Genomic DNA, 22,448 nt, shown 5'->3' with positions numbered 1-22,448 from the left:
CTATCCCCTCTGTGTGACAAAAGAGTAGGTTCCTCCTTTCTATCTAAATAGATGGAAAAATAAGCATTATATGATAATAATACGTTCCCAAATTCGTATGCTAAGATACATTTAACACATTAGATGAAAGTTTTTTCTTGCTTTTTTTTCTTGACAAAAAAGATTAGCAGCCCTAATAAGAATCCCCCTGCTAGTATTCCTCCCCAAATCGATATTTTTTGCTCCTGTTTGGGCTGCAATTCGATACTGCCATCCTTCCCTAAATGAATAAAGGCAGCCCAGAAATTAGGATGAGAGGCGATTCCCCTACTCTTTTCTGTTAAATAATCTAATTTTGCTTGACGCAACGCCGCTGCTTTGGTCATTCCTTGGGCAATATTCTGATATAGCGATTCCATTATTATTGCTGTTGCATTATCGTTAACCTGCCAAAGGCTAACCACTAAAGAAGGAATTCCAGCATACATAAATGAGCGTGCCAAAGACATCACACCTTCCCCTCCTTCAAATTTTCCATAACCTGTTTCACAAGCCGAAAGAACCACTAAATCTGCATTCATTTTTAAATTAGCAATCTCATGTGCATATAAAAAATCGTCATACTTGGTGCTATCGCTGCCCAAAGAAAAGGCAAGACAAGACAATTCTGGATGTTTGCTGTTTAATAAACCATGCATTGCCAAGTGAATGATGCTATAACGAGCAACTAAAGATTTAAAGGTTTCTTCATTCGCCTCTTTTTGGTATAAATAATGCCCATCAAACTTCGCTTCTAAGCCTGTCACCTCCTTTGCTACAGAAGGTAAAGGATTAAGCTGGCTCCGTGTTGTTCCTGTTCCCGTATAATCATAGGAAGCTGCAAAGGCTAAAATTTGCTGATTGGCAGCAACTTCCTTCGCTTTATTTGCTCTTAGTAATCTAGCCGAATAAGAATAATTCACTTGATAATCGGACAATAAATAGGCTAGCTTTTTATAATCTTGATCGTGGTGAGATTGCCCAGTTGGGACGGTAAGTAAGACCTCAAAGGGAATAAAATTTAGATAATCATCAGGAATAATAATTAACCGTTCTACATCCTTTCCTTTTATTGCTGGTTCAACCCAATGTCGGTAAAAATCATGGGCGTGATGGCAAAATTGTTCAAAAGAAATCCTTGGTTGTTTGCTCAATTGCTTTAAGTTCGTTAAACTTTCTCTGAGCTGGCGAATTGTTCTCCGCATATCCTTCTTTGTACCCAAAGGATAAAAATTAATATCATTGGTTGTTACAGCAAAAAGATAAACCACTGAATCTCCTACAAAATACTCCAACAACATATCTTTAGCCCCCAATAAATTGGATTGCACTTCAGATGCTTTCATCCAGTCCATCGCATATTTGAGTTCATAATAAGCAGGATAATTTGTTTCTATCGCTTCTATCAGTTTTTCTAATTTCCGTTTTAGTTCAAATAATTCGGCCTCTAATTCCTTTACCTCTGTAAGATTTCGGACCATCTGAGCTTCTATTAAATAATACTCAACTTCAGCAATATTTTCTTTGAGCCGTTTTTCTTCTTCTTGAAGGCTATCGGGAACATTTCCAATCTTAATGGCACTGTTGGACTGTAATACATTGCCCAATGCTTCGGATTTATTTTTTTCAGCCAAGACAAATGCACTTTTTAAATAGCTCTTGTCCTTTGTTACCTTGTACAATTCCCCCGCAATTAAAATTCCCAACTCATAAACACTGTTTACCTCACTAGAAAAATCTATTTCGTCCTCTATTACAAAAAACTGTTGTTTGGTTTTATCAATAAAAGTCAGCAGCTCCATAATGCCCGTCAAGGCATGTTTTAATAGCTCTAAATCTCCTGTTTCTTCATAGATCGATTGCAGCAAAAAAGCTTTGTAGGTAAAGATTTCAACGGTAAGATAAGGGTTGGTAAAAAAAGTAGCCTGCTCCAATACTTCTGCAAAGGCATAAGGGTCTTGGGTTTCATAATTTGTTGTATTTGCCAAAATTGCCGCTAAATTTGCCCTTAATGCCTGCTCCCACTTTTCTTGACTTTGATAACACAGTGTCAAATAATTATAATCTTCAGCCACCTCTACATGATGCTTCCCCAACACATCTATATCCATTTCTAGGGCCTTTTGAATGTATTTTTCGGCTTTTTTATAATTTTTTAGTTGATTACTAACCAAGCCTAAATTAACGTAGGCAATTGGCAAATAGTCCATCCCTTCGTCCCCTAATTGCTCAGCAATCTCAATGGTTTTCTGAAAATAAATCGCACTTTTTTCATAGTCTTTTTGCAAGAGAAATACATTGCCCATATTATTATAAGTCAGTGCCACATAAAGGTGTTTGGCTCCCAAATGCTCCAAAAATATATCTAAAGCTTTATGGTTATAATGCAGCGCCTCCTTACTTTGGTACAACTCTCTAGAAATATCGGCTAATCCATGATACACAATCCCTGTACGCAGGTGCCCTTTGCCGTAGACTTTTTTATACAGCGCCAAAGCTTCCTTCTGGTATTCTAAGGCTTCCTGAAAAGCTCCCTTGTCCATATAACAATCGCCAATCGTTCGATAATGAAACGATAGATATTCATCTCGTGTTACAGAGGGTGGCAATTCTCTTTTGATAACATCAATAGCCGTCTTACCATATTCTATGGCATCATCCATCAACCCCAGTGTAGATCGATTAACCGCCAATTGACCATAAGTTATGTTTAAGGCATTGACATTTAAACTATCTTGGCTCAACAACATACCTAGGGCTTTGGTATAATAATCGTATGCTTTTTCATAGTCTTGATCTCCATCACTAAACAAATTACCAGCACTACCATGGCTTACCGCCTCTTGAAGACTATTGGGACCAAGTCGCTCTACGATTTTTTCCATGATTTCCTCATAAACACGCTTAGCGACTGCATAATTCATCAGATTTACATTAAAATCCAACTCCATTTGTTTGGTCAGATAATATCTCTCCCATTTCTCATACTTTAAATAAATAGCTTGGGCTTGAGTTGCATAGGTTAAAGCAAGGTCATACTTAACAGCTCGATTCATTTCTGAAGCCTTGCTATAGAGCGAATCCGCAATTAATAAATCATTTTGCCCTACGAGAGGCGTTGTAAAAAGGAAGAAAAAAAATAGATATCTAAAATTCATAGGAAGGGGATAAATTTAGAATAAAGAAAAAGATTGCTTATTAGAAGTTATTACAGTACATAGCAATTCCATTTATAAATTAGTTTAAATAAAACGAGGGACAACAGTTACCTAAACTAATTTATTGGATTGGTGTTCGTTACAGCATGGCATCTAGCTTAGTACGTAAAATTCATAAGCCGCAGTAATCAAGTACAGCACTTCGCAAAATTCACGAAGTATTACAGGTATATATATTAACGATTATCACGAATAAAAAAATGCTACATGGTTTTACCTTCTTTTCGAAGTTCTCTTTTGATTCCTTCTTGGATATCTTCCATTGCAATGGCATCGCTTCCTCTTCTTAAAGCACTTAGAGAGCAATATCTCAATACGTTTATAATACTACCTCCTGTTATTTTGTATTCATTAGCAATGATAGAAAAATCGACATCAGGTTCTTTTTTTACGGTCTTAAAGCTATTTTCCCAAAGTTGCTGACGTTGTTCTACATTGGGGGCAGGAAAGTAAATAATAGATTGAAAACGGCGTGTAAAAGCAATGTCCATATTCGCCTTTAAGTTGGTTGCTAAAATGACAACTCCTGAAAAGTCCTCTACTCGTTGCAATAAATAAGCGACTTCCTGATTAGCATGGCGATCTTTAGAATCTGAAGTGGCAGTACGTTTACCAAATAGAGCATCGGCTTCATCAAAAAACAAGACCCAATTTTTATTTTCGGCCTGATCAAAAATATTAGACATATTTTTTTCTGTCTCACCAATATATTTAGAAACCACCTGAGACAAATCCACCCGATAAACATCCAAGCCCATCTGTTTTCCAATTAGACAAGCCGTCAAGGTTTTTCCTGTTCCAGGAGGGCCATAAAATAAAGAACGATAGCCTCGTTTTAGTTGTTTGCTGAGTCCCCAATCATCCATAATGGTGTTTTGGTGTTCCAGCCAAGCCGAAATTTCTGCAATTTCACCCAAAACATAAGGGTCTAAGACCAAATCTGACCAATCCAACTTTGTTGATAAATGTTTGGCGGGAAAGTTGGTACTAAAATCTGGTTTATAGGCATTACCTGAGGTAAAAAAGGTCAAATATTCGTCACTCAATTCCAAACCACTGCTAAAAAGAGGTTCACTCCCCTGATTAAGATCCAGTTTTAGAATATTATTTTTATAAAAAAGATGCTCTGGTTTAAACAAATCAACCACTCTAATGCGGTCCTCTATGTCACTTCCTGCAATCAAAAAAGCTGCTGTTTCACCTGTTGGCAAAAAACCACTATGATAACGCCCTTTGAGTCCACCAAACTCGGTATAAACTCGATCGTAAATTTTATTTTTCAAGAAAAAGCGATCCAAGACTTGTGGCTTGACATGAGGGGCTAAACTCAAGGCTAAAATAATTCGTTCTTTAAATCCAAAATGGCAATATTTAACAATTCTTGCATAAAAAGAATTGTCCTCTTCCAAATTTGGCATTGGCACCTCATAAACACTACTATAGGAGCTTTCTTGCCCAAAACGCAAGTTCATCCGAGTAACAATAACTTCCTCTAACCAACCTAATTCTATTTCTAATGATTTTGCATTGAGTTCTAATGGTGATGCTTTCATATTTTTTGTAAGATGCTTAATACGGTATACGATAAGTTTTCTTCCCGTTTAATTCTGTAAGGCTTTAATTCTCCTGCCACTACCTAGTTTTACGAGTTCCCTTGTTGGTTTATGGTTATCGGTCCAACTGCTCGTTTATTACATTCGTATTGATGCGATTGCTCAGTAGTTCGTGCGTTTTATTCTATTGAACCAACAAAAGTTTACGCTTGCCTTAATTAAACTTAGATTTTATACGAGTCTGCTAATTTGGGATTTTTTAAGCAAAAACGCAAAGAATTCTTTATTCTACTGCCAAGTTGTCGGCAAAACATAACGCAAGGTTAGACTTCCTCTAGCTAGGCTAAGCCTAGGAAACCCAATAATAGGTTTCCAATCCACACTTACACTAACAGGAGCATGAGAGAAGGTATATTCTACTCCTACAACGGCTGTAAAACCTCCTCCAAAAAAGGCGGTTTTCCCTGTTTCTGTATAAGCTCCTAAATAGCCTCCAGCCCCTGCAAAACCCGAAAAATTAGTATCAAAGCCCAAATCCAAATGGAAAACCCATAAGGTCTCAAAGACATAGCCATTATTAAGCGGTTGGTCGTAAACAACTCCAGGAAAAAAGATTCCCTCGTCTACTTGAAAACCACCTAAAAACTCTATCGCTTGTTGTATCTTTGGTGTATAAAATATAAATCTTTTATAACTGGCTTCAACAGAAGTTCCTACACGCAAACCAATGGTTTGGTCATAATATTGTGCATTCAATTCTGTTTGCCCCATCATAAAAAGCCCCAAAATTATCCCAAAAAAGTATTTCATAATTTTATTGTATAGTGACCAAACAATTTACAGGTATTTTCTACGGTTGTTTTTCCTCCTACTAAAGTGTCCAAATCCGTGTGTTTTCCTGCTTCAAAATAACGTTTATAATCTTCCATAGAACGTTGGCTTAAGCCCAGTTGTTCGAGGATGGAAGTGTGCTCTGTTTCTGTCATTTTATTTTTATCCAAACAAAGTTGCAAATAAACCAAGTGTCGATATTTTTTAGTAACAACAGGAATAGAAGTATAACGCCATGGTTTGCAAATATATTCTAAATTTTCTGCTTCCTTCAAAAATAACCCCACTCGTGGCGATTTTATAAATTTTCGTTTTTTATCCTCCAACCGTTTTGTCAAAACAAAGCTTTTAGTCTTATCAACGGCTCCCATTTCTCGCACACAAGTCGTTACCGTGTTCCATGGGCCATCAATTGGAGTACCTATTGGCTGGAACTGTTCATCCAATTCCTGTATCCCTCGAATTAAAATTCCACCATAATAACTTCCTATTCCTTTTAGGACAATATCTAATCCCGAACTGTGCAGTCGCCATGTTCCGTCCAAATATTCCTCGCCATGTTGGTGCGCAAAATTATCTTTAGTTGCTGCTATTGTATTATAATAAAATTCGATTTCTGTAAATTGATACCTTTTTTTACCAATTGATAACAAGTATTGGTTGAACAATTGATCGGCGATTTGATCAAAAGAGGCTTCAATATTTACTGGATCAATAGATAAATTGAGCATATTATTTTTTTTTTGAGTATTTAATCCTCAAAAATTAATAAATTTATTGAATTATTTTGTGCTATTACCCCTTTTCAATCTTTAGACTTTGACAAAAAAAGAAAATAAACATACCATTGAGCATCAAATCATCAATTTAGACATTGAAGGGATTGATGACGATAATGAAATCAATCAAGTACAACAAAACTTTATCTACTTCTACAAAGAACATATTGGTAAAGAACTGGATAGGGTATTTGATAAAATTGCCCCCCAAGATGTCGATATTCAAATCGATGAGCTTACCTTAGATTTGGGCAGCTTTGATTTTGAAGAACCTGCTGATTTAGAAAAAGCAATTATAAAGAAAATCAAACAAATAGTAGAACGAGAGCTCAAAGCGAAGATTGGTCGTATGGAAAAAAAAGCGGCTAGCAAAAGTGGAAAAAGACAGCGGTTTTCAAAAATGGGCGTTCTTGAATTTTTTCTTATTAATGGCTATTATCCAACTTGGGCGAGTACTGACAATGGTACGATTAGTGACATTTTTGATGATTTAACCAGTAGGAATGCTAAACACTTAGTTCAGCGTATCTTTCTATTGCGTAAAGATAAAAAAGTCCGAGAACGTCTATACCAACAGTTTTCTGCTGCTCAATTAAATGTATTTTTTGAACTGCTTTATGGTCAAAAAATACATCAGGCAAAAAAGCAAATTATACTACTCAAAAAAAAGCTGGGTCAAAAATCAGAGAAAGCCATTTTAAGTGCCGCTATCAACTATGTATTTGATGGAAGCTCTGCTTTGGGTACCATAAGCTATAAAGAACGAACATTTGCTCGACATATCATTGCTGAAGTACAACAACGAAAAGTACCTTCTAGTGCCGTAAAAACAAAAGTTCGTGCTGGTTTTGAGGGAAGATATCAAGATATTCAGATTTTAGAATATTTCTTAGAGTATGGTGCTATTCCCAGTTGGGCAGCCGTAGAGTCCAAACAGTCCCTTCAGGAGCTTTTCCATCAGTTATTAGAACGTCAGTTAATTGACATTCAGCGCATGCTTGAGCGACATGCCGATAACTCCAATTTTATACAACGTTTAATTTTTCAATTTTCTACGGATAAAATTTTACAATTATTAGAGCCTACTCCTAATGAAAACATCAAATTCATTCAAGCTAGTTTAAAGGATTTAGAGTTCTTAACTTCTAATCGGCAAAATATTGGTCAATCGATTAGTAGTTCAAAATTAAGAACCATTGTTTTAACAGAGGTAATTGATTATTTCTTCCTTCAAAAGAAAAATAAGTTTGTAAAAAAGACTTTTGTTAAATTAGTATTAGAAGAGCTTGCTATTGCTACACAAACGCCTTATGAAATCTTAGTAAAAGAAAGTTACAAGAGTGTTCGACGTAAAAAAAGCGATACTGCAATTCGATCTACTTTAGATCAGTTGGATGAGCACTTACAACAAAAACTAGATGTTGAACGAAAAGAGCTTCGTAAAGCCAAAAAGGATTATAAGGTTGTAGAAAAAGAATTGGAAAAATTGCTCCAAAAACAGGCAAAAGGGACTATTTCTGCTATTGAATTGGGGCAACTGAGGGCATTTTCTAAAAAAATCCGCCAACTAGAACAAACAATGGAAGAGTTGGAGGATATGGACATGCCTCTTGATATCGAAGTATTAATACAACAACGACAGGCGCTCAAAAATCAATTACAATTTGCCCAAACACAAGAACAAAAAATACTCGAAAAACGCTTGTCTACGACCGAAAAGGAATTTAAAAAGCTACAAGACACCTTAAATAAAGAAGTTGAGAAGCTGCTAAAAGACAAAAATAAGCTAAACTCAAAGGTTGGCAGTATTGCCCAACAGCGCATCAAACGGGTTAATAATCGCATTGGTAAATATCATCGTGCGATTCAAAATGTCGTTCATCAATTAAAACTAGATCAAAAGGATATTGAGTTATTTTTAGTTGACATCAACAAGGCCTTGCGAGGCAATATTACTGCAGAAGAAAAACAGCATTTGCGTCAAGAACGAAGTCGATTGCAGAAAGAATTGATCAAGCTAAATGAGTATATTGAGCAATTAATTGCCCATGAAAAAGAATTGCAAGAAGCCTTAAAAACCACCTTAACCGTAGTTGATAATAAGGGGCTAGATGTAGTAGAACCAACTGGCACTTCCAAATTAGATGCTTTAATTTTTATGCTACAATATGGGGCAAGCCCTTGGTGGGCAGAAGATTTACCTAAGCAGTCCATAGAAGAGTTGTTTTTAGAATTTGCCTCCAAAAGCCCTGAAAAATTGCGCCGTGCCTTGCAACAAATTGGTAAATATCCTGTTGTTTGGGAACGTACCATTAACCAGTTGTCAGAGCAAGCTATACAAACCGTATTGCGTCAATTATACCCCAATGATATAAAAACCATCTTTGTGCAGGCAGAATTGTTATATACCATTCATTTTGCACAAGGTTTTGAAGCGCTCACAGATACAGAACGCAAAAAATTCCAATGGGGAATCATAGTAGAACAGTTGTTAAGTAATCGTCAGGCTTTTAATCCTCAAACCTTTACGAAAGAAGTCACCTTACAAATAGCGAGAGCCTACAACATTTCTCCTACCAAGCTAATAGAATACACCAATAATATCATTAAAAACAAAGGGGGTGATTTTATACCCTTTTTGGAGTGGAACGAACAATTAGCCAAAGATAAAAAAGTAAATGCCTTAGAGCGGGAGTTGGTGCTTTATGCACAAGAGGTACAACAAAAAGAGGAAGGAACTTATCTTAATAATCAACAAAAATTAGAGTTGTTAGCGACCTTTATGTCTACGGGACAGCTCACCACAAAAGCGAAAGAGTTGGGCTATGATTCTAAAGAAAAATTTGAACATTTACTCTTAGAACAAATTCAAATCAATAAAGCAGAAGCCACTCAAGTTATTTTCAACTCATTGAGGCTGTCTAATGTTCGCAACCTTATTATTACTGAATTTTCGGACGATACGTTTTGGGAAATTGTCCATTTGGTACGCCCAAAAGCTTTATTGCCCGTTCAGCGACATTTTGAAGATTTTAAAAAGATAGCAGGAACTACTAAATTGGATTTGGAGAAGGATGTACTGTTCAATCTCTTTCTAAGTCAACAACAGGAACGTTTTGACCCCATCAACTATATCAAAGCTATATTCCTTGCTAAACAACAGAAAACAGGCCGCAAAATATTAGCCTTATTAACAGAAACCAAACGCCGTATCAAATCGGTATTGGGAACGAGTTCTAAAAGCTCTTGGCTTATCTCCATTTTAATGTTAGAAGTTGAAGCATTAAAGATGGAAGAAAAGCATGCAAAAGATGCAGAGTTGCGGGCAAACCTAAACGAGCAGATTAATTTTATCGCTAAAGAATACACCGAAACGTCTACTGTGATGGTAGATATTTTGTCTGAAGAGTCCGCAGAATATCAAGGAATACCTGAACAATCCTATAAATTAGTGGAGTTAGAGGCTGCCATCGAAAAATATAGCTTAGAACTAGAAGCCTTAATTAAAAGTGCCGCAGAAGAACAAGAAAAAAAGGAAACAGAGAAAACAGGGGAAGAAGAGAAAGTAGATACAACCATCGAAGAAGGAGAAAAAAAGCGAGCAGATGCACTAAAACGCCTTGAAAATAAACGCAAGATTGCTTTGTATCAAGCTCAACTAAAGTTATTAAAATTCCGTAGACCTCCTTTGTTACGAAAAGTAGAGCGCCAAATCCGTCAGTTGACAGCAAGCTTAGCAGATCTAGCGTTACAATTAGAAGCGGAGACAGCTAAAAATATTCAAGTGGAGGCATTGATGGAAGAAAAGGCATTTGAGCTTTCTTTATTGGAACGCCAAATTGAATTGCAAGCAGACCTTAGCAAAGCAATGCCTTCTGCCCTCCAAAAATTACCTACCTTGTTAAAGGATTTAGAGGATGAAGACCATAGCCATGCACTTTTTATTCAAGATTTACTAGCACTTGCCCCCAGTATAGCGGATGTTGCCTACCGTCAATCGCTACTGGAAATCATCCATCAATCAGCCCCCAAAATAGTTCGTTTAGAAGATCTAAAACGTTCGCAACAATTAGACAAACAGCAGCAACAGCTACTTCAAAAAATAAATCGTGTTGCCCCAATACAATTGTGGAAAGAATGGGAAGCATTGGAACAATATTATGCCCAAAACCCTAGCGAACATAGTCCTGAAAGAGCTGAAATTCAACAACAAATCGTTAAGATCATTAAGCGTCAAGATCAAAAGAACTTGTTGGCGCATGGACAAATGCTAAGCACTGCTCAAAAACGTTTAGAAAAGGAATTAAATCAAGCTACTAGTCTTGAAGCATTAAAAAAAGTTCAAGAACAAATTACCTTATTGTGGCAACAGCAGCAGGTTCAAGTTGATGAAATGATTGAGGTGGTCAAAGATGATAAAACAAAAAAAGATTTTATCCGCCTAAGAGCCAATATTGATGCTATTTTCACTAGATTTCAAAACCGTCGGATTAAACAGTCTAATGCTATTTTAACCGAAGAACAAGATCGGCTCCAACAAGAAAAAGTGAAGCAGACACTAAAAGTAAAAGATTTAGAGCAACAAAAAGATTTTATTGTAGAAGAGATTAACAAAACGGAAACGCCTCCTGTTGTTGAGCCTGAAGTACCCAAAAAGAAACGGAAACCCAAAACTCCTATCCTCGCTCCTATTGATGAACCGCTTCAAGTATACAATGCAGGAATGGTGCTTCTTTGGCCTTATATTGGTCGTCTATTTTCCATGTTAGGCTATGTTAAAAAGAAAGAGTTTGTTGATATTGACGCTCAGTACAAGGCCATTCATCTTCTTCAATATTTGGTAACAGGAAAAACCGAAGCGCCAGAGAATGAACTTTTATTAAATAAAATATTCTGTAACTTTCCGATTACAGAGCCCGTTCCTTTTGGTATTGAATTTACCCCCGATGAATTAAAAACTGCTGAAAGCCTATTGGGAGGGGTTATCCACAACTGGCCCAAAATGAAAAGTATGACCCCAAATTCATTAAGGGGTTCTTTTTTGATTAGAGAAGGTACCGTGAAAGAAGAAGAAGGAAAATGGCTATTACAGGTTCAAAAACAAACCTTTGACATCTTGCTAAAAACACTTCCTTGGAGCTTTACTTTTATAAAATTCCCTTGGGCAGAGAAATTTATCTCTGTAGAATGGAAACTAATGTAAGTTCTATATCTTTTAAAACAGGTCATAATTAGTAGTAATTATGACCTGTTCTTCAATAGCGATACCGCATTAATTAACAACAACTTATTCATTACTAAAATCAAGATTTTTTTCTAATTTCTACCACAACTACCTCCCCCTTAACATGGCTATAACGAACAATTAATTCCATATTCTGTCTTAGTTGATTCGCTAATTCTTCTTCTATCTCAAACATCAATAATTCTCCGTTATCGTTCTGGATTTTTAACCTTACATTTTTTTGATTTTTGATGCGCTCTAAAACATATCCATCAAATATTTTTATGGGCTGGTTCAACACTCGTTCTTTGGGAACTTGGTATAAGATTGATCGTTGCATTTCCCTCGTTTGGCTTGTAATACTTTGCCCTTCTAAATCATATAGTGTTTCTGGTACTTGTTGTTGCTGGCATCCTGTTATTATTATTGACAATAATAGCAAGAAATAGAATCGTCTCATAGATTATTTTTACTTCTTTTTGGATAGTCACATACTTAAATAATTGTATACGATCTAAATATATTTTGACAATTAATTAACACTTGAAAATAATCGGATACTCTTTTAAAGTTTAAAATTCTGTTTAGTAGTGGGAACTAATGCCTATTTTTTACTGTTTGTGGCACGTTAGCATCTATTAAAGATACGTTTAATAAGAAATTTAGAGGGAATTTTAATTTACGTTAATCATGCAAAAATTTTACCAACTTTGGGGAGTATTGGGGCAATGGAAAAACCGATATTTAATAGCAGGGCTTCTATTAACATTTTCTTCTTTAGTAAGAATGTTAGAGCCCAAGGTCATACAAATCGCTATTGATGGAGTGGTAGAACATTTTGCAACAACAGCTACTCACCAAGAACCTGATTTTTTAGTTTACCTTTTTTATGCTGTATTGCCAACCAACAACTCCGATAACCTTCACTGGTTTTTATTTTGTTTGGGAGTTTTGTTGGTTTCCATTGTAGCCATAAAAGCGCTAAGCTGGTTTACGGCCAATATAATTGTAGCAGATAGTACCGAAAAAGCCATTAAGGCTTTTAGAGATCGTTTATTTGCACATATACAGAGTTTGTCTTTATCTCAAATGAGTAAAATTCCTACTGGCGAATTGATTCAACGCTGCACAGGAGATATAGGAACGATTCAAAAATTTATTGGCACACAAATTTCTGAACTGATTCGGCTAGCAGCCATTGCCACTGGTGCATTTGCAATGATGTGGATGGTACACCCTAGTTATGCACTTATCTCTATTGCTTTATTTGTTCCCATTATATTAACTTCTTATTTTTTCTTTAAAAAGGAGCAAACAGTATGGGAAGAACATGAAAATGAACAAGATAAATTAACTGCTATTATTCAGGAGAACCTAGCTGGAATTCGGGTGGTTCAAGCATTTGCAGAAGAAGAAAATGAGACGCATCGTTTTGCAGCACAAAATAAAGCAAAGCGAACAATAGGCGTCAGACATATTGATTTGCACATGTTATTCTGGCCCTTTTCTGATTGGTTGGTCAATGTTCAAATCGCCCTATCTTTATTTGCAGGAGGATATTATGCCTTATTAGGGGAGATTACAGTAGGAGAATACACTAGTTTCTTTGCCTATGCTGTCATGGTTACTTGGCCCATGCGAAATTTAGGGCGTATTGTTTCTCAATTGGGAATGGCTGGCGTTGCCATGGAGCGAATTACCCAAATTCTAGAGGCAGAAACAGAAGATTACAACCTGCAACCTGCTGCTAATTCAGAAGAACAACTGGGAGAAATTGAATTCAGAAACGTCTGGTTTGCCTATCCCAATGCCAATAAAACCACAACAGGGAAATGGGCTTTGCAAGATGTTAGTTTTAACGTAAATCTAGGCGAAAAGCTAGCTATAATGGGCAGTACTGGTGCAGGAAAATCGACGATTATTGCGCTTTTATTACGTTTTTACGAACCTGACGATGGTTTGATTTTATTAAATGGTAAGCCATTAACCTCCTACGATAAAGTATTTTTGCGGCAACAATTTGGAGTCGTACTCCAAAAACCCTTTTTATTTTCTACTTCTATTCGAGAGAATATTGCTTATGCTCGAAAAAATATTCATGGACAAACGCAATTGTCTCAACAGACTGATGTTTCGGAAGAAGATTTAGAAAGCGTAGCAGATGACGCCTGTGTAACAGACTTTATCCATAAAATGAGCGCAGGTTATGAAACCCTAGTCGGCGAAAAGGGAGTAACACTCTCAGGAGGTCAAAAACAGCGAGTTGCCTTAGCTAGAACCTTACTAAGTGATCCAGCTATCTTAGTATTAGATGATGCGACTTCTGCTGTTGATACCGAAACGGAATTCAAAATGCAACAGGCTCTAAATAAACGGATGAAGGGCAAAACTACCTTTATTATTGCTCATCGATTAACTTCTATACAGGATGCAGATAAAATTCTAGTGCTAACAGATGGTAAGGTTTTAGAATTAGGGACGCACAAGGAGTTATTAAAAAACAAAAGTTTTTACCGAGAAGTATATGATATACAATCTAGTATTGAAGATTCTATCCAGTAATTTTTATAAAGTTATTAACCAAGCGTTATTCATTTTTTGTTGTTTTTTAAACCGTACCTTTTTAAGCTAAATTTTCATGAAAACGAATACATTAACAGACCAACAATTTAGCAGCAAGCGCGCCCTATTGCCTTTTCTAAAAAGAATTGGAGGCTATGCTTGGCAATATCCTAAATGGGTACTTGGCTTGCTTTTTTGGGTAATGATAGTTGCCGTGGCAGATGCGCTTTTTCCTTTGTTGTTGAAAGTCATGATAGACGATGCCATTACGCCCCAATTGGAAGCACTAAAACTGGCACAAGACCAAGGAACTAATTATGTTCTAGATTTTAGTTTGATTTACTACTATACAGGTATTTTTATTCTAATAGGACTCATCCAAGCCATAGGCGTTTATCTATTTATCCGTTATGCTGGACGTATCCAAGAATATGTTATGCACGATTTGCGAAAAGCCATGTTTGAACGTTTACAAAAGTTGTCGTTCTCGTTTTATGATCGTTCTGCTTCAGGCTGGTTGCTTACTCGTTTGACCTCTGATACCGACCGTGTTGCTGAAGTTATTTCTTGGGGCTTACTAGAAGCATTTTGGGGAATTTCTATGATTTCATTTTGTCTAGTTGTTTTATTTATATACAGTTGGAAATTAGGATTGATCGTAGCACTTTCTATTCCTTTTATGCTAGTGGTTTCTGTCAAAATCAGACTATTGGTATTACAATATTCTAGAGCCTCTCGAAAAATAAATAGTGAATTGACGGCTACTTTTTCAGAACATATCAATGGGATTGTTGTCAATAAAAGTACGGCTCAAGAAGCCCGTGTTAGTCAAGAATTTCAAGCCTTAAGTGGTCGTATGCATCATGCTTCTTATCGAGCCTCTTATTACACTGCTATGTATATACCTGTTGTCATTTTAACAGGTTCTTTTGCTGCTGCTTTTGTTGTATATTTTGGTGGTAAAATGACCCTTGCTATTCCTGCTATTATTACGGTGGGGACTTTAATTGCAGCAATTGATTATGCTACCAAAATCTTTATTCCCATTGTTGACATTTCTATGTTTTATGCACGTGCACAAGGGTCTTTGTCCGCAGGAGAGCGAATTTTTTCATTAATTGATGAACCAATAAGCATTCAAGATCAAGCGGGAGCCACAGCCTTTGGTGCTATAAAAGGAGCAATTCGTTTTGAGCAAGTTGACTTTTATTACAATCCCGAACACCCTGTTCTTGAAAACTTCAACTTACAGATTAACGCAGGACAATCGATTGCCTTGGTGGGAGCAACGGGAGAAGGAAAGTCTACCATTGCCAATTTAGTAGCTCGTTTTTATGAACCTCAAAATGGATGCATCAAAATTGATGGTGAAGATTATCAACAAAAGACCATTCATAGTTTGCGCAGCCAATTGGGTATGGTTTTACAAACGCCTCACCTCTTTATTGGTTCTATTCGAGACAATATTCGCTATGCCAAAAAAGAAGCAACAGACACAGAGATTATTGCAGCATTAGAATTGGTTGGTGCCACACAATTTATTAATCGATTGGATGAAGCTGTTGGGGAAGAAGGCGAAAATTTATCCATGGGTGAAAAGCAATTGCTTTCTTTTGCTAGAGCAATTTTACCCAATCCTAAAATTATCATTATGGATGAGGCTACCTCATCTATTGATACCATTACGGAGGCAAAAATTCAACAAAGCATTCATAAAATGCTTCAAAACCGTACCGCTATTATTATTGCTCATCGTTTGTCTACCATCAAAAATTGCGATCGAATTTTGGTGATTCAAAAGGGAAAAATCATAGAAGATGGTAGTCATAGTGACTTGATGAAGCAAGGAGGAAAATATCACAGTTTGTATACCAAACAATTAAGTGCTGAACGCATTCTGAACTAAGCAAACGCCTATCTTCTTTGATAGGCTTGCTCTAGTTCTTCTAGCTCTAGTTGATAATCATATTGCAAATCCTCGTGTAAAGAACCAACTACTTTTCGAATTAATTTAAGCTGTTGGTGATACATATTTTTAAGGACTGTATTTTGCTTAAAAGTAGGTCGCATTCGGATGAGTTCATAGCAGAAAAAAAGTCGAATATCGACTTCTGTTTCTTTCTTTTTTGAATAACGAATATACTTGGTACAAGCACGCAGAATTTTGCGGACACTCTTTTTAATCAAATAATAACTTGTCTTATTAATTTGTTGAAACCCTTCTTCAATTTCTTGCTTTATAGTTGCTATATAAGTAGCTTCATCAGAAGCCTCAAACAATAAATAAGTCAATAATTCCTTATTTTCTTTTTTGAATTTGGCCAGTCGCAAACATAATTCTAACAATTCTTGTGGCTTTCGCTCACTTAATTCAAGTTTGAGTTCCTTAACTGTTGCTGTCTTCATAAAGGAGTATTTTATTGCTCTTTTTCTCCATAGGGATAGAAGTTGCCCCAAGCAAAAAAGTTTCCTTTTGTAAGGCGCTTAAATAATTCAATTTTTTCGGCGGCAATAGGGTCAGACTCATCCTTGGGCACATCAAATTCATTCTCAATTGCATCCAAAGCAATCAATTGAAATTTATTTTGTCTAAAAATAGCAATTACCTTATGTTTAAATTCTTCCGCAGAATCTGCACGAGTAGCAATATAAGTCTGTGCTCCCTCCAAATTCCCAACCTTTTTCCCCAAGCCCATGCTCTTGACATGAGCAAAACCTAGCCAAATTACTTGGCTTTTTCTTTTCGCCATCTTTTATAGTTTTTATTGCTATAAATCTACAAAATTTTTAGCAATTTTTTTTGCTCTTATAAAAAGTAAGCAAGTGGGCAAAAGTCATTAAGCGTAAATTAGGCCTTTTTCTTTAGTTGATGAAATCGCAAGTAGAATTGCACATTAGAAGACTCCATTATAAAGCATCTATTAGAAATCGTCTTAGAAGGATAGCTCAATACATCCCCTTAATCGTTTTGAAATGAGCTTAAATAAAGAAGGTAGATTATATATATATTATAGCGTGCCTTTTATAGCTTTAATAGTCGTTACGCTATTTTTTACTTTTAATGTTAAAAAGTATACGCCATTATCTCCTTCCAAATCTAGAGCTAGTTCTTGGATATCATCGGTATAAGTCCTAACTAAAATAACTTGCCCTATAGCATTCCTCAATTCTAGGAGTACATTCTTATAAGTTTGTCCCAAATTGATTTGCAGTTGGTGATTTGTTGGAATCGGATAGACTTCTATATTTTCTAATCTTCCTAAACTGGTAGAAATAGGCACAACACCACAGTGTAAACTAAAACTTGCTGTTCCATCAATTCCCGTCCAATTCATAGTAGAATAATTAACATCATCTACTTGGATACAACTTAAGTTGGAATTATTCGTTGCATTAAAAGAACTAAGAATCGTATTATTTCCATTTTTAAGATTTAAACTTACTAGATGATTATCATGACAATATAAAATTGTCAATGCTGTATTAGAACTAACATCTAAAGAGCCTATTTGGTTAGCATTACAATCTAATGCAATCAAAGCTAGATTCGTATTAGTGTTTAGAGTCGTCAACTGGTTAGAACTACACATTAAGTGTGTCAAGGCTATATTTCCACCAATATCTAAGAAGGTTAATTGATTGTTATAACAATATAATTCCACCAACGCTGTACTAGCACTAACATCTAAAGCACTTAATTGGTTAGCATTACAATATAATTCCACCAACGCCGTATTTGCACTAACATCTAAAGCACTTAATTGGTTAGCATTACAATATAATTCCACCAATGCCGTATTTGCACTAACATCTAAAGCACTTAATTGGTTAGCATTACAATATAATTTCACCAATGCCGTATTTGTACTAATATCTAAAACACTTAATTGGTTAGCATTACAATATAATTCCGTTAACGCTGTATTCGTACTAACATCTAAAGCACTTAGTTGATTGTTATAACAATGTAATTCCGTTAACGCCGTATTTGCACTAACATCTAAAGCACTTAGTTGATTAGCATTACAATATAATTCCGCCAATGCTGTATTCATACTAACATCTAAAGCACTTAGTTGATTAAAACTACAGTCTAAATAGGTCAACGCTGTATTTGCACTAACATCTAAAGAGCTTAAAAAATTATAACTACATTCTAGATGATTCAAAGCAATGAACATTTCAATTCCTACTAAACTCGTAATATTGTCAGCATTCACAATAATAGCACCTGTATAGTTCTGAGCCTCAGACACCTGAATTTCAGTATCTCCATTAGTATTAATACTTAGATTAGCTATTAATTTAGCCTTAAAGTTAGCGTCAGGAATTGTAACAATTTGTGCTTGGATAGTACAAACACTACTCACCAACAGCAATAAACTGGTAATCAAAATAGTATACAAATGAAATTTCATTTTAATTGTTTTATAAATTATGATTAATCGTTATCATCTTAGAATGTAAAACCTGCACGAATAGAGGGACCAATGCCATTATTAAATACCCTGCTACCTACTTTCATCAAACATCCAATGTCTAGTGTTGCATGCATTTTGTTTTTGGAAGGAAAACGAATACCAATAGAAGGTCTTGCAAAACCACTAAACTCAACATCATCTCTATAATTTAGGGAGTTTTTTTCTGTATTGGGATCAACTGAGAAGCCTACTCCCACATTCATATCATAAAATAAGCTGAAGTTCTTTTTAAAGAAATAGCCACGAAGATTTACATGAGTTTCTGTAAACACTTCTCTAGTCAAAAACATATTGCCCACTCCCAAACCTAATCCAAATTTTTGGGAAAAGGAATATCCAATAGTATAGTCAACACTGTTGCAAAGAATTGGTATTTCCCCCAAAGTAAGCCATGCATACTCAGGAAAATGCACAGGAATGAAATTCCCTATTGTACCAATTTGATACATTCCTTTGTCATTTTCCTTTATAGGTAGACTAGCATCTACTTGAGCAAAGGAAGCAACATTTAATGTTAGAAAAAGAATTAAGCTAATAAATTGTTTCATAGCGCATTAAATTTTAATTAAAAACTTCTCAATCAGAGTTTTAAAATTGGTAATAAAAAAATGTGTTAATAAAATTTGTAATTGCTGGCGACCAGTACCTATTCCAGTATTTGTGTTCTCTTTGAACATAAGAATCATTAAAGCCCCAACAGCTTCTCCATCTTCCTTTCCATTCACAGCACCGCATGGTAACTGGATTTAAGCAATTTGGACTAAGTTAGAATTATTGAGCAACTATTTTCCCACTACAGATTGGCTTACCTTCTCCTACTAATTTAAAGAGGTATACTCCAGTATTGAGTCTATTGCGTTTGAGTTGAATTTTGTTAGTATCATGATCAAAAGCAGCAGCAACTTGATGTCCCATCAGGTCATAAACGACTAATGTTAATGCTTGATATTTTTTCCCTTCTACCTGAATAGTTACGCAATCCGTAAATGGATTAGGAAATGCGCTAACTATTGTTTCTGTTTCAACAGCAGGTGGGGCAATTGTAATGGTATAAAAATTTAATCCTATTTCATGATCGGTTGTATTCGTTCGGATTGGATCATTTTGGTCAAAATAAATGTCTGCAAAATTGTAAATGACCGTACCAATAGGATTATTTTCTTTTTGCCAGATTCTAAACTTGACAAAACCATGAGATGCTGCTTCATTAACAAAGCTATCGGGTAGCATGATATTTTCAAATCGCACTTCCAAGACCCCATTGTCCTTTAATTGCCAAGTATAAGGATGACTTGCCGTAGTCATCTGAATGGTAGAAACATCTAAGTAAGTAGATAAGGTATCTATTAAGATGACTTGAAATGCTGTATCTGTTCCTGTATTTTGAAAATTTATCTGGTAATCAATATATTGATTCATTTTGATATAATGATTGGAAGCATATCCTACAGGTTTTGCTATTTTATTGTTAGGATCAAAAGCCCCTCCATTTTCTCGACAATCAATCGCCATAAATGTTGGTGCATGACCATTTGGATATAAGTTGGGAAGCCCTACATTAAATTCTCCATTATTATCAGGAACACACCCCTCTACAAATGCACTTGCGATAGGATCTGCTACTACCCAAGGAATACCAGCCTCTTGTTCTACCTCTATTCGATAAAACTTTCTAGGAGCAGCCGAAATAGCAATCATAGTATCCCCTCCATTTGGAACATTAACCGTTCCTGTGCGCATAATAATATCATCCTCAAATACCCAATAATTTCTTGGAATCGTAGTACTTGTCGTACTTAGATTTTCAATTCTAAAGAAAACACTATCATTTTGGCAAGTCCCTTGAGCTTCTAAAATCATTCCTGTCCAAGAATGGGGTAAGCAAAGCGAATCAGGGCTTATATGTACCTCTACACAATGCGTCTGCCCTAAGATAGCACTACTATCAACCTGTACTGCTACATCAATCGTCCCGCATTCTCCAATCCCAACCGTTCCAACATTAAATGTATAAGTATTTCCAACTTGACTGATAGGAGGAATAGAAAAACTATGTATCGTTAAAAAAGGATCTATATCTACTTCTATACTTACATTTTGTCCATCTACTGTTCCATGATTACAATATTGAATTCCATAAGTACTAGGAGCTGTTTTCCTCAATATAGATACAGATGCATCTACATGCATTACAGGGCATAGTATAGTCGCTTCTAATGGAAAATTTACAGTATCATTAAATCCCACGGTATCCATTAGGATGTTTTGCGGACAATGAAAGGAATAATAGGGATGTAATTGAGGAATTGAGATGCTGTAACGTCCCCATTGACAAGGAATTTCATAATGCCCAAGGCTATCTGTTGTACCATAATAGTTAAGATTGGTATTATTTAAGGAAGCTTGAACAACAATTCCCTCTAGATCAATATCGCCTGTAGTAGAAATGCAATTCAGGTCTAAATCTTGGAATATATTTCCTTGTATGGTTCCTGCTAAATAAATCCCTGCACTATCTACTAATATCACATAAAGATCCAGATCACCGTTTCCATGACTAGTAGTTTCTCCTGCAACAATAAACCCTCCATTTGAAACTGCCCTAATACTTGATCCTACATCTCTACCAGCTCCTCCATAAATACGCTCTAATAGGCTATTCCCTGAAGCATCCAATTTTTGAATAAACAGCTGGCTCTCTAAATTCCCTCCATCCACAAAACCTGTACAAATAAAACCACCATTACTTGTTAAATCCAAAGACAAAGGAATCCCTATCGTATTTTTAGACCATATAAGGCGACCATTGGCATCTAATTTATCAATAATCCCCTGATTAACATCAGGACTATATGTCCCTAAAAAAAGAGTGCTTCTTGCAACAATAAAGCCACCATCAATGGTCTCTTTTACATCATATAGCCTTGTTTTTTTAGAAGGATCATAAGTCGTATTCCAGACTTCATTTCCATTGACATCGAATTTATACAGCACCCCCAAGTAGCTATTTTGCAAAACAGGATCACTTGCCAAACAGGATATTGATACAATATAACCACTATCACTTGTTTCTTGGACAACACCTTCTGAAACCCAGTACATTCTATTTCTAGAATATTTTTTTTTCCATAAAACAGTTCCAAGAGTATCGATTTTTAATAGGCAGATACCTATAGAATTATTATTAATTCCTCCAAGTAAAATAAACCCACCATCTGCCGTCTGCTGTATTGAAAATCCCACTTCGTCAGAGCTTATAGAGGAAAAAGAAGCATACGTACGGGTCCACAAAGTATCCCCATTAGAATTAGTCTTTATCAAATACATCCGAGAATTGAATTGATTGTCCCCTGTTTCTACCTGCCTCTTTCCCAAAATTAGATAACCACCATCTGTCGTCTGTTCAATAGAATTTCCTGCATCATAAGCTGTTTTATCATAAGTACGAGTCCACAAAGTATCCCCATTAGCAGCTGTCTTAACTAAATAAATATCATGATTACTGGTTGTTTTGTCATGATTGTTCCCTAATATAATATAGCCACCATCCTTAGTTTGTTCTACTTCGGAAGCACATTCACCTATAGAATCACCATAAACACGTTCCCAGGCATGTTGTCCCAAACCAACAGTAGGAAACAATAAACTAAACAAATAGATCAACCCATAAATATTAAGAAAATTGTTGTTTGATAACATATAATCGTTGTTTTTGGTGTTTTTAATTGAATTGGCTAGTTGGTAAGGCAAAAGTAGGAACTAAAAAAAGTAGAAACAAAAAC

General features: G+C 35.8%; 14 protein-coding genes. 3 read left to right on the top strand and 11 right to left on the bottom strand.

Annotated features, from left to right (window positions below):
- Positions 1-119 precede the first annotated feature (119 nt).
- The 4 genes from AsAng_RS24365 to AsAng_RS24350 form a co-directional block, all read right to left on the bottom strand.
- The gene (locus AsAng_RS24365; RefSeq protein WP_264789723.1) at positions 120-3,176 is read right to left on the bottom strand and encodes a CHAT domain-containing protein; all 3,057 of its coding nucleotides are present in this window, start codon (positions 3,174-3,176) and stop codon (positions 120-122) included.
- Positions 3,177-3,439: 263 nt separating this feature from the next.
- Entirely contained in the window at positions 3,440-4,789 is a 1,350-nt protein-coding gene (locus tag AsAng_RS24360) for an ATP-binding protein (RefSeq protein WP_264789722.1), read from the bottom strand.
- 288 nt (positions 4,790-5,077) lie between these two features.
- Entirely contained in the window at positions 5,078-5,599 is a 522-nt protein-coding gene (locus AsAng_RS24355; RefSeq protein ID WP_264789721.1) for a hypothetical protein, read from the bottom strand.
- On the bottom strand, positions 5,596-6,351 hold the full coding sequence (locus AsAng_RS24350; protein ID WP_264789720.1) for a hypothetical protein: 756 nt from the start codon (positions 6,349-6,351) through the stop codon (positions 5,596-5,598). The genes AsAng_RS24355 and AsAng_RS24350 overlap by 4 nt, the downstream gene beginning before the upstream one ends.
- A gap of 88 nt (positions 6,352-6,439) precedes the next feature.
- Between AsAng_RS24350 and AsAng_RS24345 the strand changes: the two genes are divergently transcribed.
- Positions 6,440-11,602: a contractile injection system tape measure protein gene (locus AsAng_RS24345; RefSeq protein ID WP_264789719.1), complete on the top strand. Its 5,163-nt coding sequence runs from the start codon at positions 6,440-6,442 to the stop codon at positions 11,600-11,602.
- Positions 11,603-11,702: 100 nt separating this feature from the next.
- Here the strand turns inward: AsAng_RS24345 and AsAng_RS24340 are convergent, their stop codons facing one another.
- Positions 11,703-12,083, bottom strand: coding sequence for a hypothetical protein (locus AsAng_RS24340; RefSeq protein WP_264789718.1), 381 nt, complete (start codon positions 12,081-12,083; stop codon positions 11,703-11,705).
- Positions 12,084-12,313: 230 nt separating this feature from the next.
- On the opposite strand from AsAng_RS24340, the gene AsAng_RS24335 reads away from it, so the two are divergent.
- Entirely contained in the window at positions 12,314-14,185 is a 1,872-nt protein-coding gene (locus tag AsAng_RS24335; protein WP_264789717.1) for an ABC transporter ATP-binding protein, read from the top strand.
- Positions 14,186-14,261: 76 nt separating this feature from the next.
- Entirely contained in the window at positions 14,262-16,091 is a 1,830-nt protein-coding gene (locus tag AsAng_RS24330) for an ABC transporter ATP-binding protein (protein ID WP_264789716.1), read from the top strand.
- An 8-nt stretch (positions 16,092-16,099) separates the two neighbouring features.
- On the opposite strand, the gene AsAng_RS24325 is transcribed toward AsAng_RS24330, so the two are convergent.
- From AsAng_RS24325 to AsAng_RS24300, 6 genes are all read right to left on the bottom strand, one after another.
- Complete coding sequence (locus tag AsAng_RS24325; protein WP_264789715.1) at positions 16,100-16,591, bottom strand: hypothetical protein; 492 nt, start codon at positions 16,589-16,591, stop codon at positions 16,100-16,102.
- 11 nt (positions 16,592-16,602) lie between these two features.
- Positions 16,603-16,935 carry a hypothetical protein gene (locus AsAng_RS24320; protein ID WP_264789714.1) on the bottom strand — a complete coding sequence of 111 codons (333 nt, stop codon included), beginning with the start codon at positions 16,933-16,935 and terminating at the stop codon, positions 16,603-16,605.
- A gap of 258 nt (positions 16,936-17,193) precedes the next feature.
- Positions 17,194-18,603 carry a T9SS type A sorting domain-containing protein gene (locus AsAng_RS24315; protein WP_264789713.1) on the bottom strand — a complete coding sequence of 470 codons (1,410 nt, stop codon included), beginning with the start codon at positions 18,601-18,603 and terminating at the stop codon, positions 17,194-17,196.
- A 38-nt stretch (positions 18,604-18,641) separates the two neighbouring features.
- Positions 18,642-19,214 (bottom strand): hypothetical protein, encoded by a 573-nt coding sequence (locus AsAng_RS24310; protein ID WP_264789712.1) that lies wholly within the window; start codon positions 19,212-19,214, stop codon positions 18,642-18,644.
- Between the two features lie 6 nt (positions 19,215-19,220).
- A complete protein-coding gene (locus tag AsAng_RS24305; protein WP_264789711.1) occupies positions 19,221-19,391 on the bottom strand; it encodes a hypothetical protein in 171 nt (56 codons plus the stop codon).
- Between the two features lie 46 nt (positions 19,392-19,437).
- The gene (locus AsAng_RS24300) at positions 19,438-22,365 is read right to left on the bottom strand and encodes a T9SS type A sorting domain-containing protein (RefSeq protein ID WP_264789710.1); all 2,928 of its coding nucleotides are present in this window, start codon (positions 22,363-22,365) and stop codon (positions 19,438-19,440) included.
- Positions 22,366-22,448: the final 83 nt, after the last annotated feature.

This window comes from Aureispira anguillae, from assembly GCF_026000115.1.
In the GTDB taxonomy this organism is placed as follows: Bacteria; Bacteroidota; Bacteroidia; order Chitinophagales; family Saprospiraceae; genus Aureispira; species Aureispira anguillae.
Note: the sequence above shows the minus strand (reverse complement) of the source record. Positions and strands in the feature narration are given on the sequence as shown.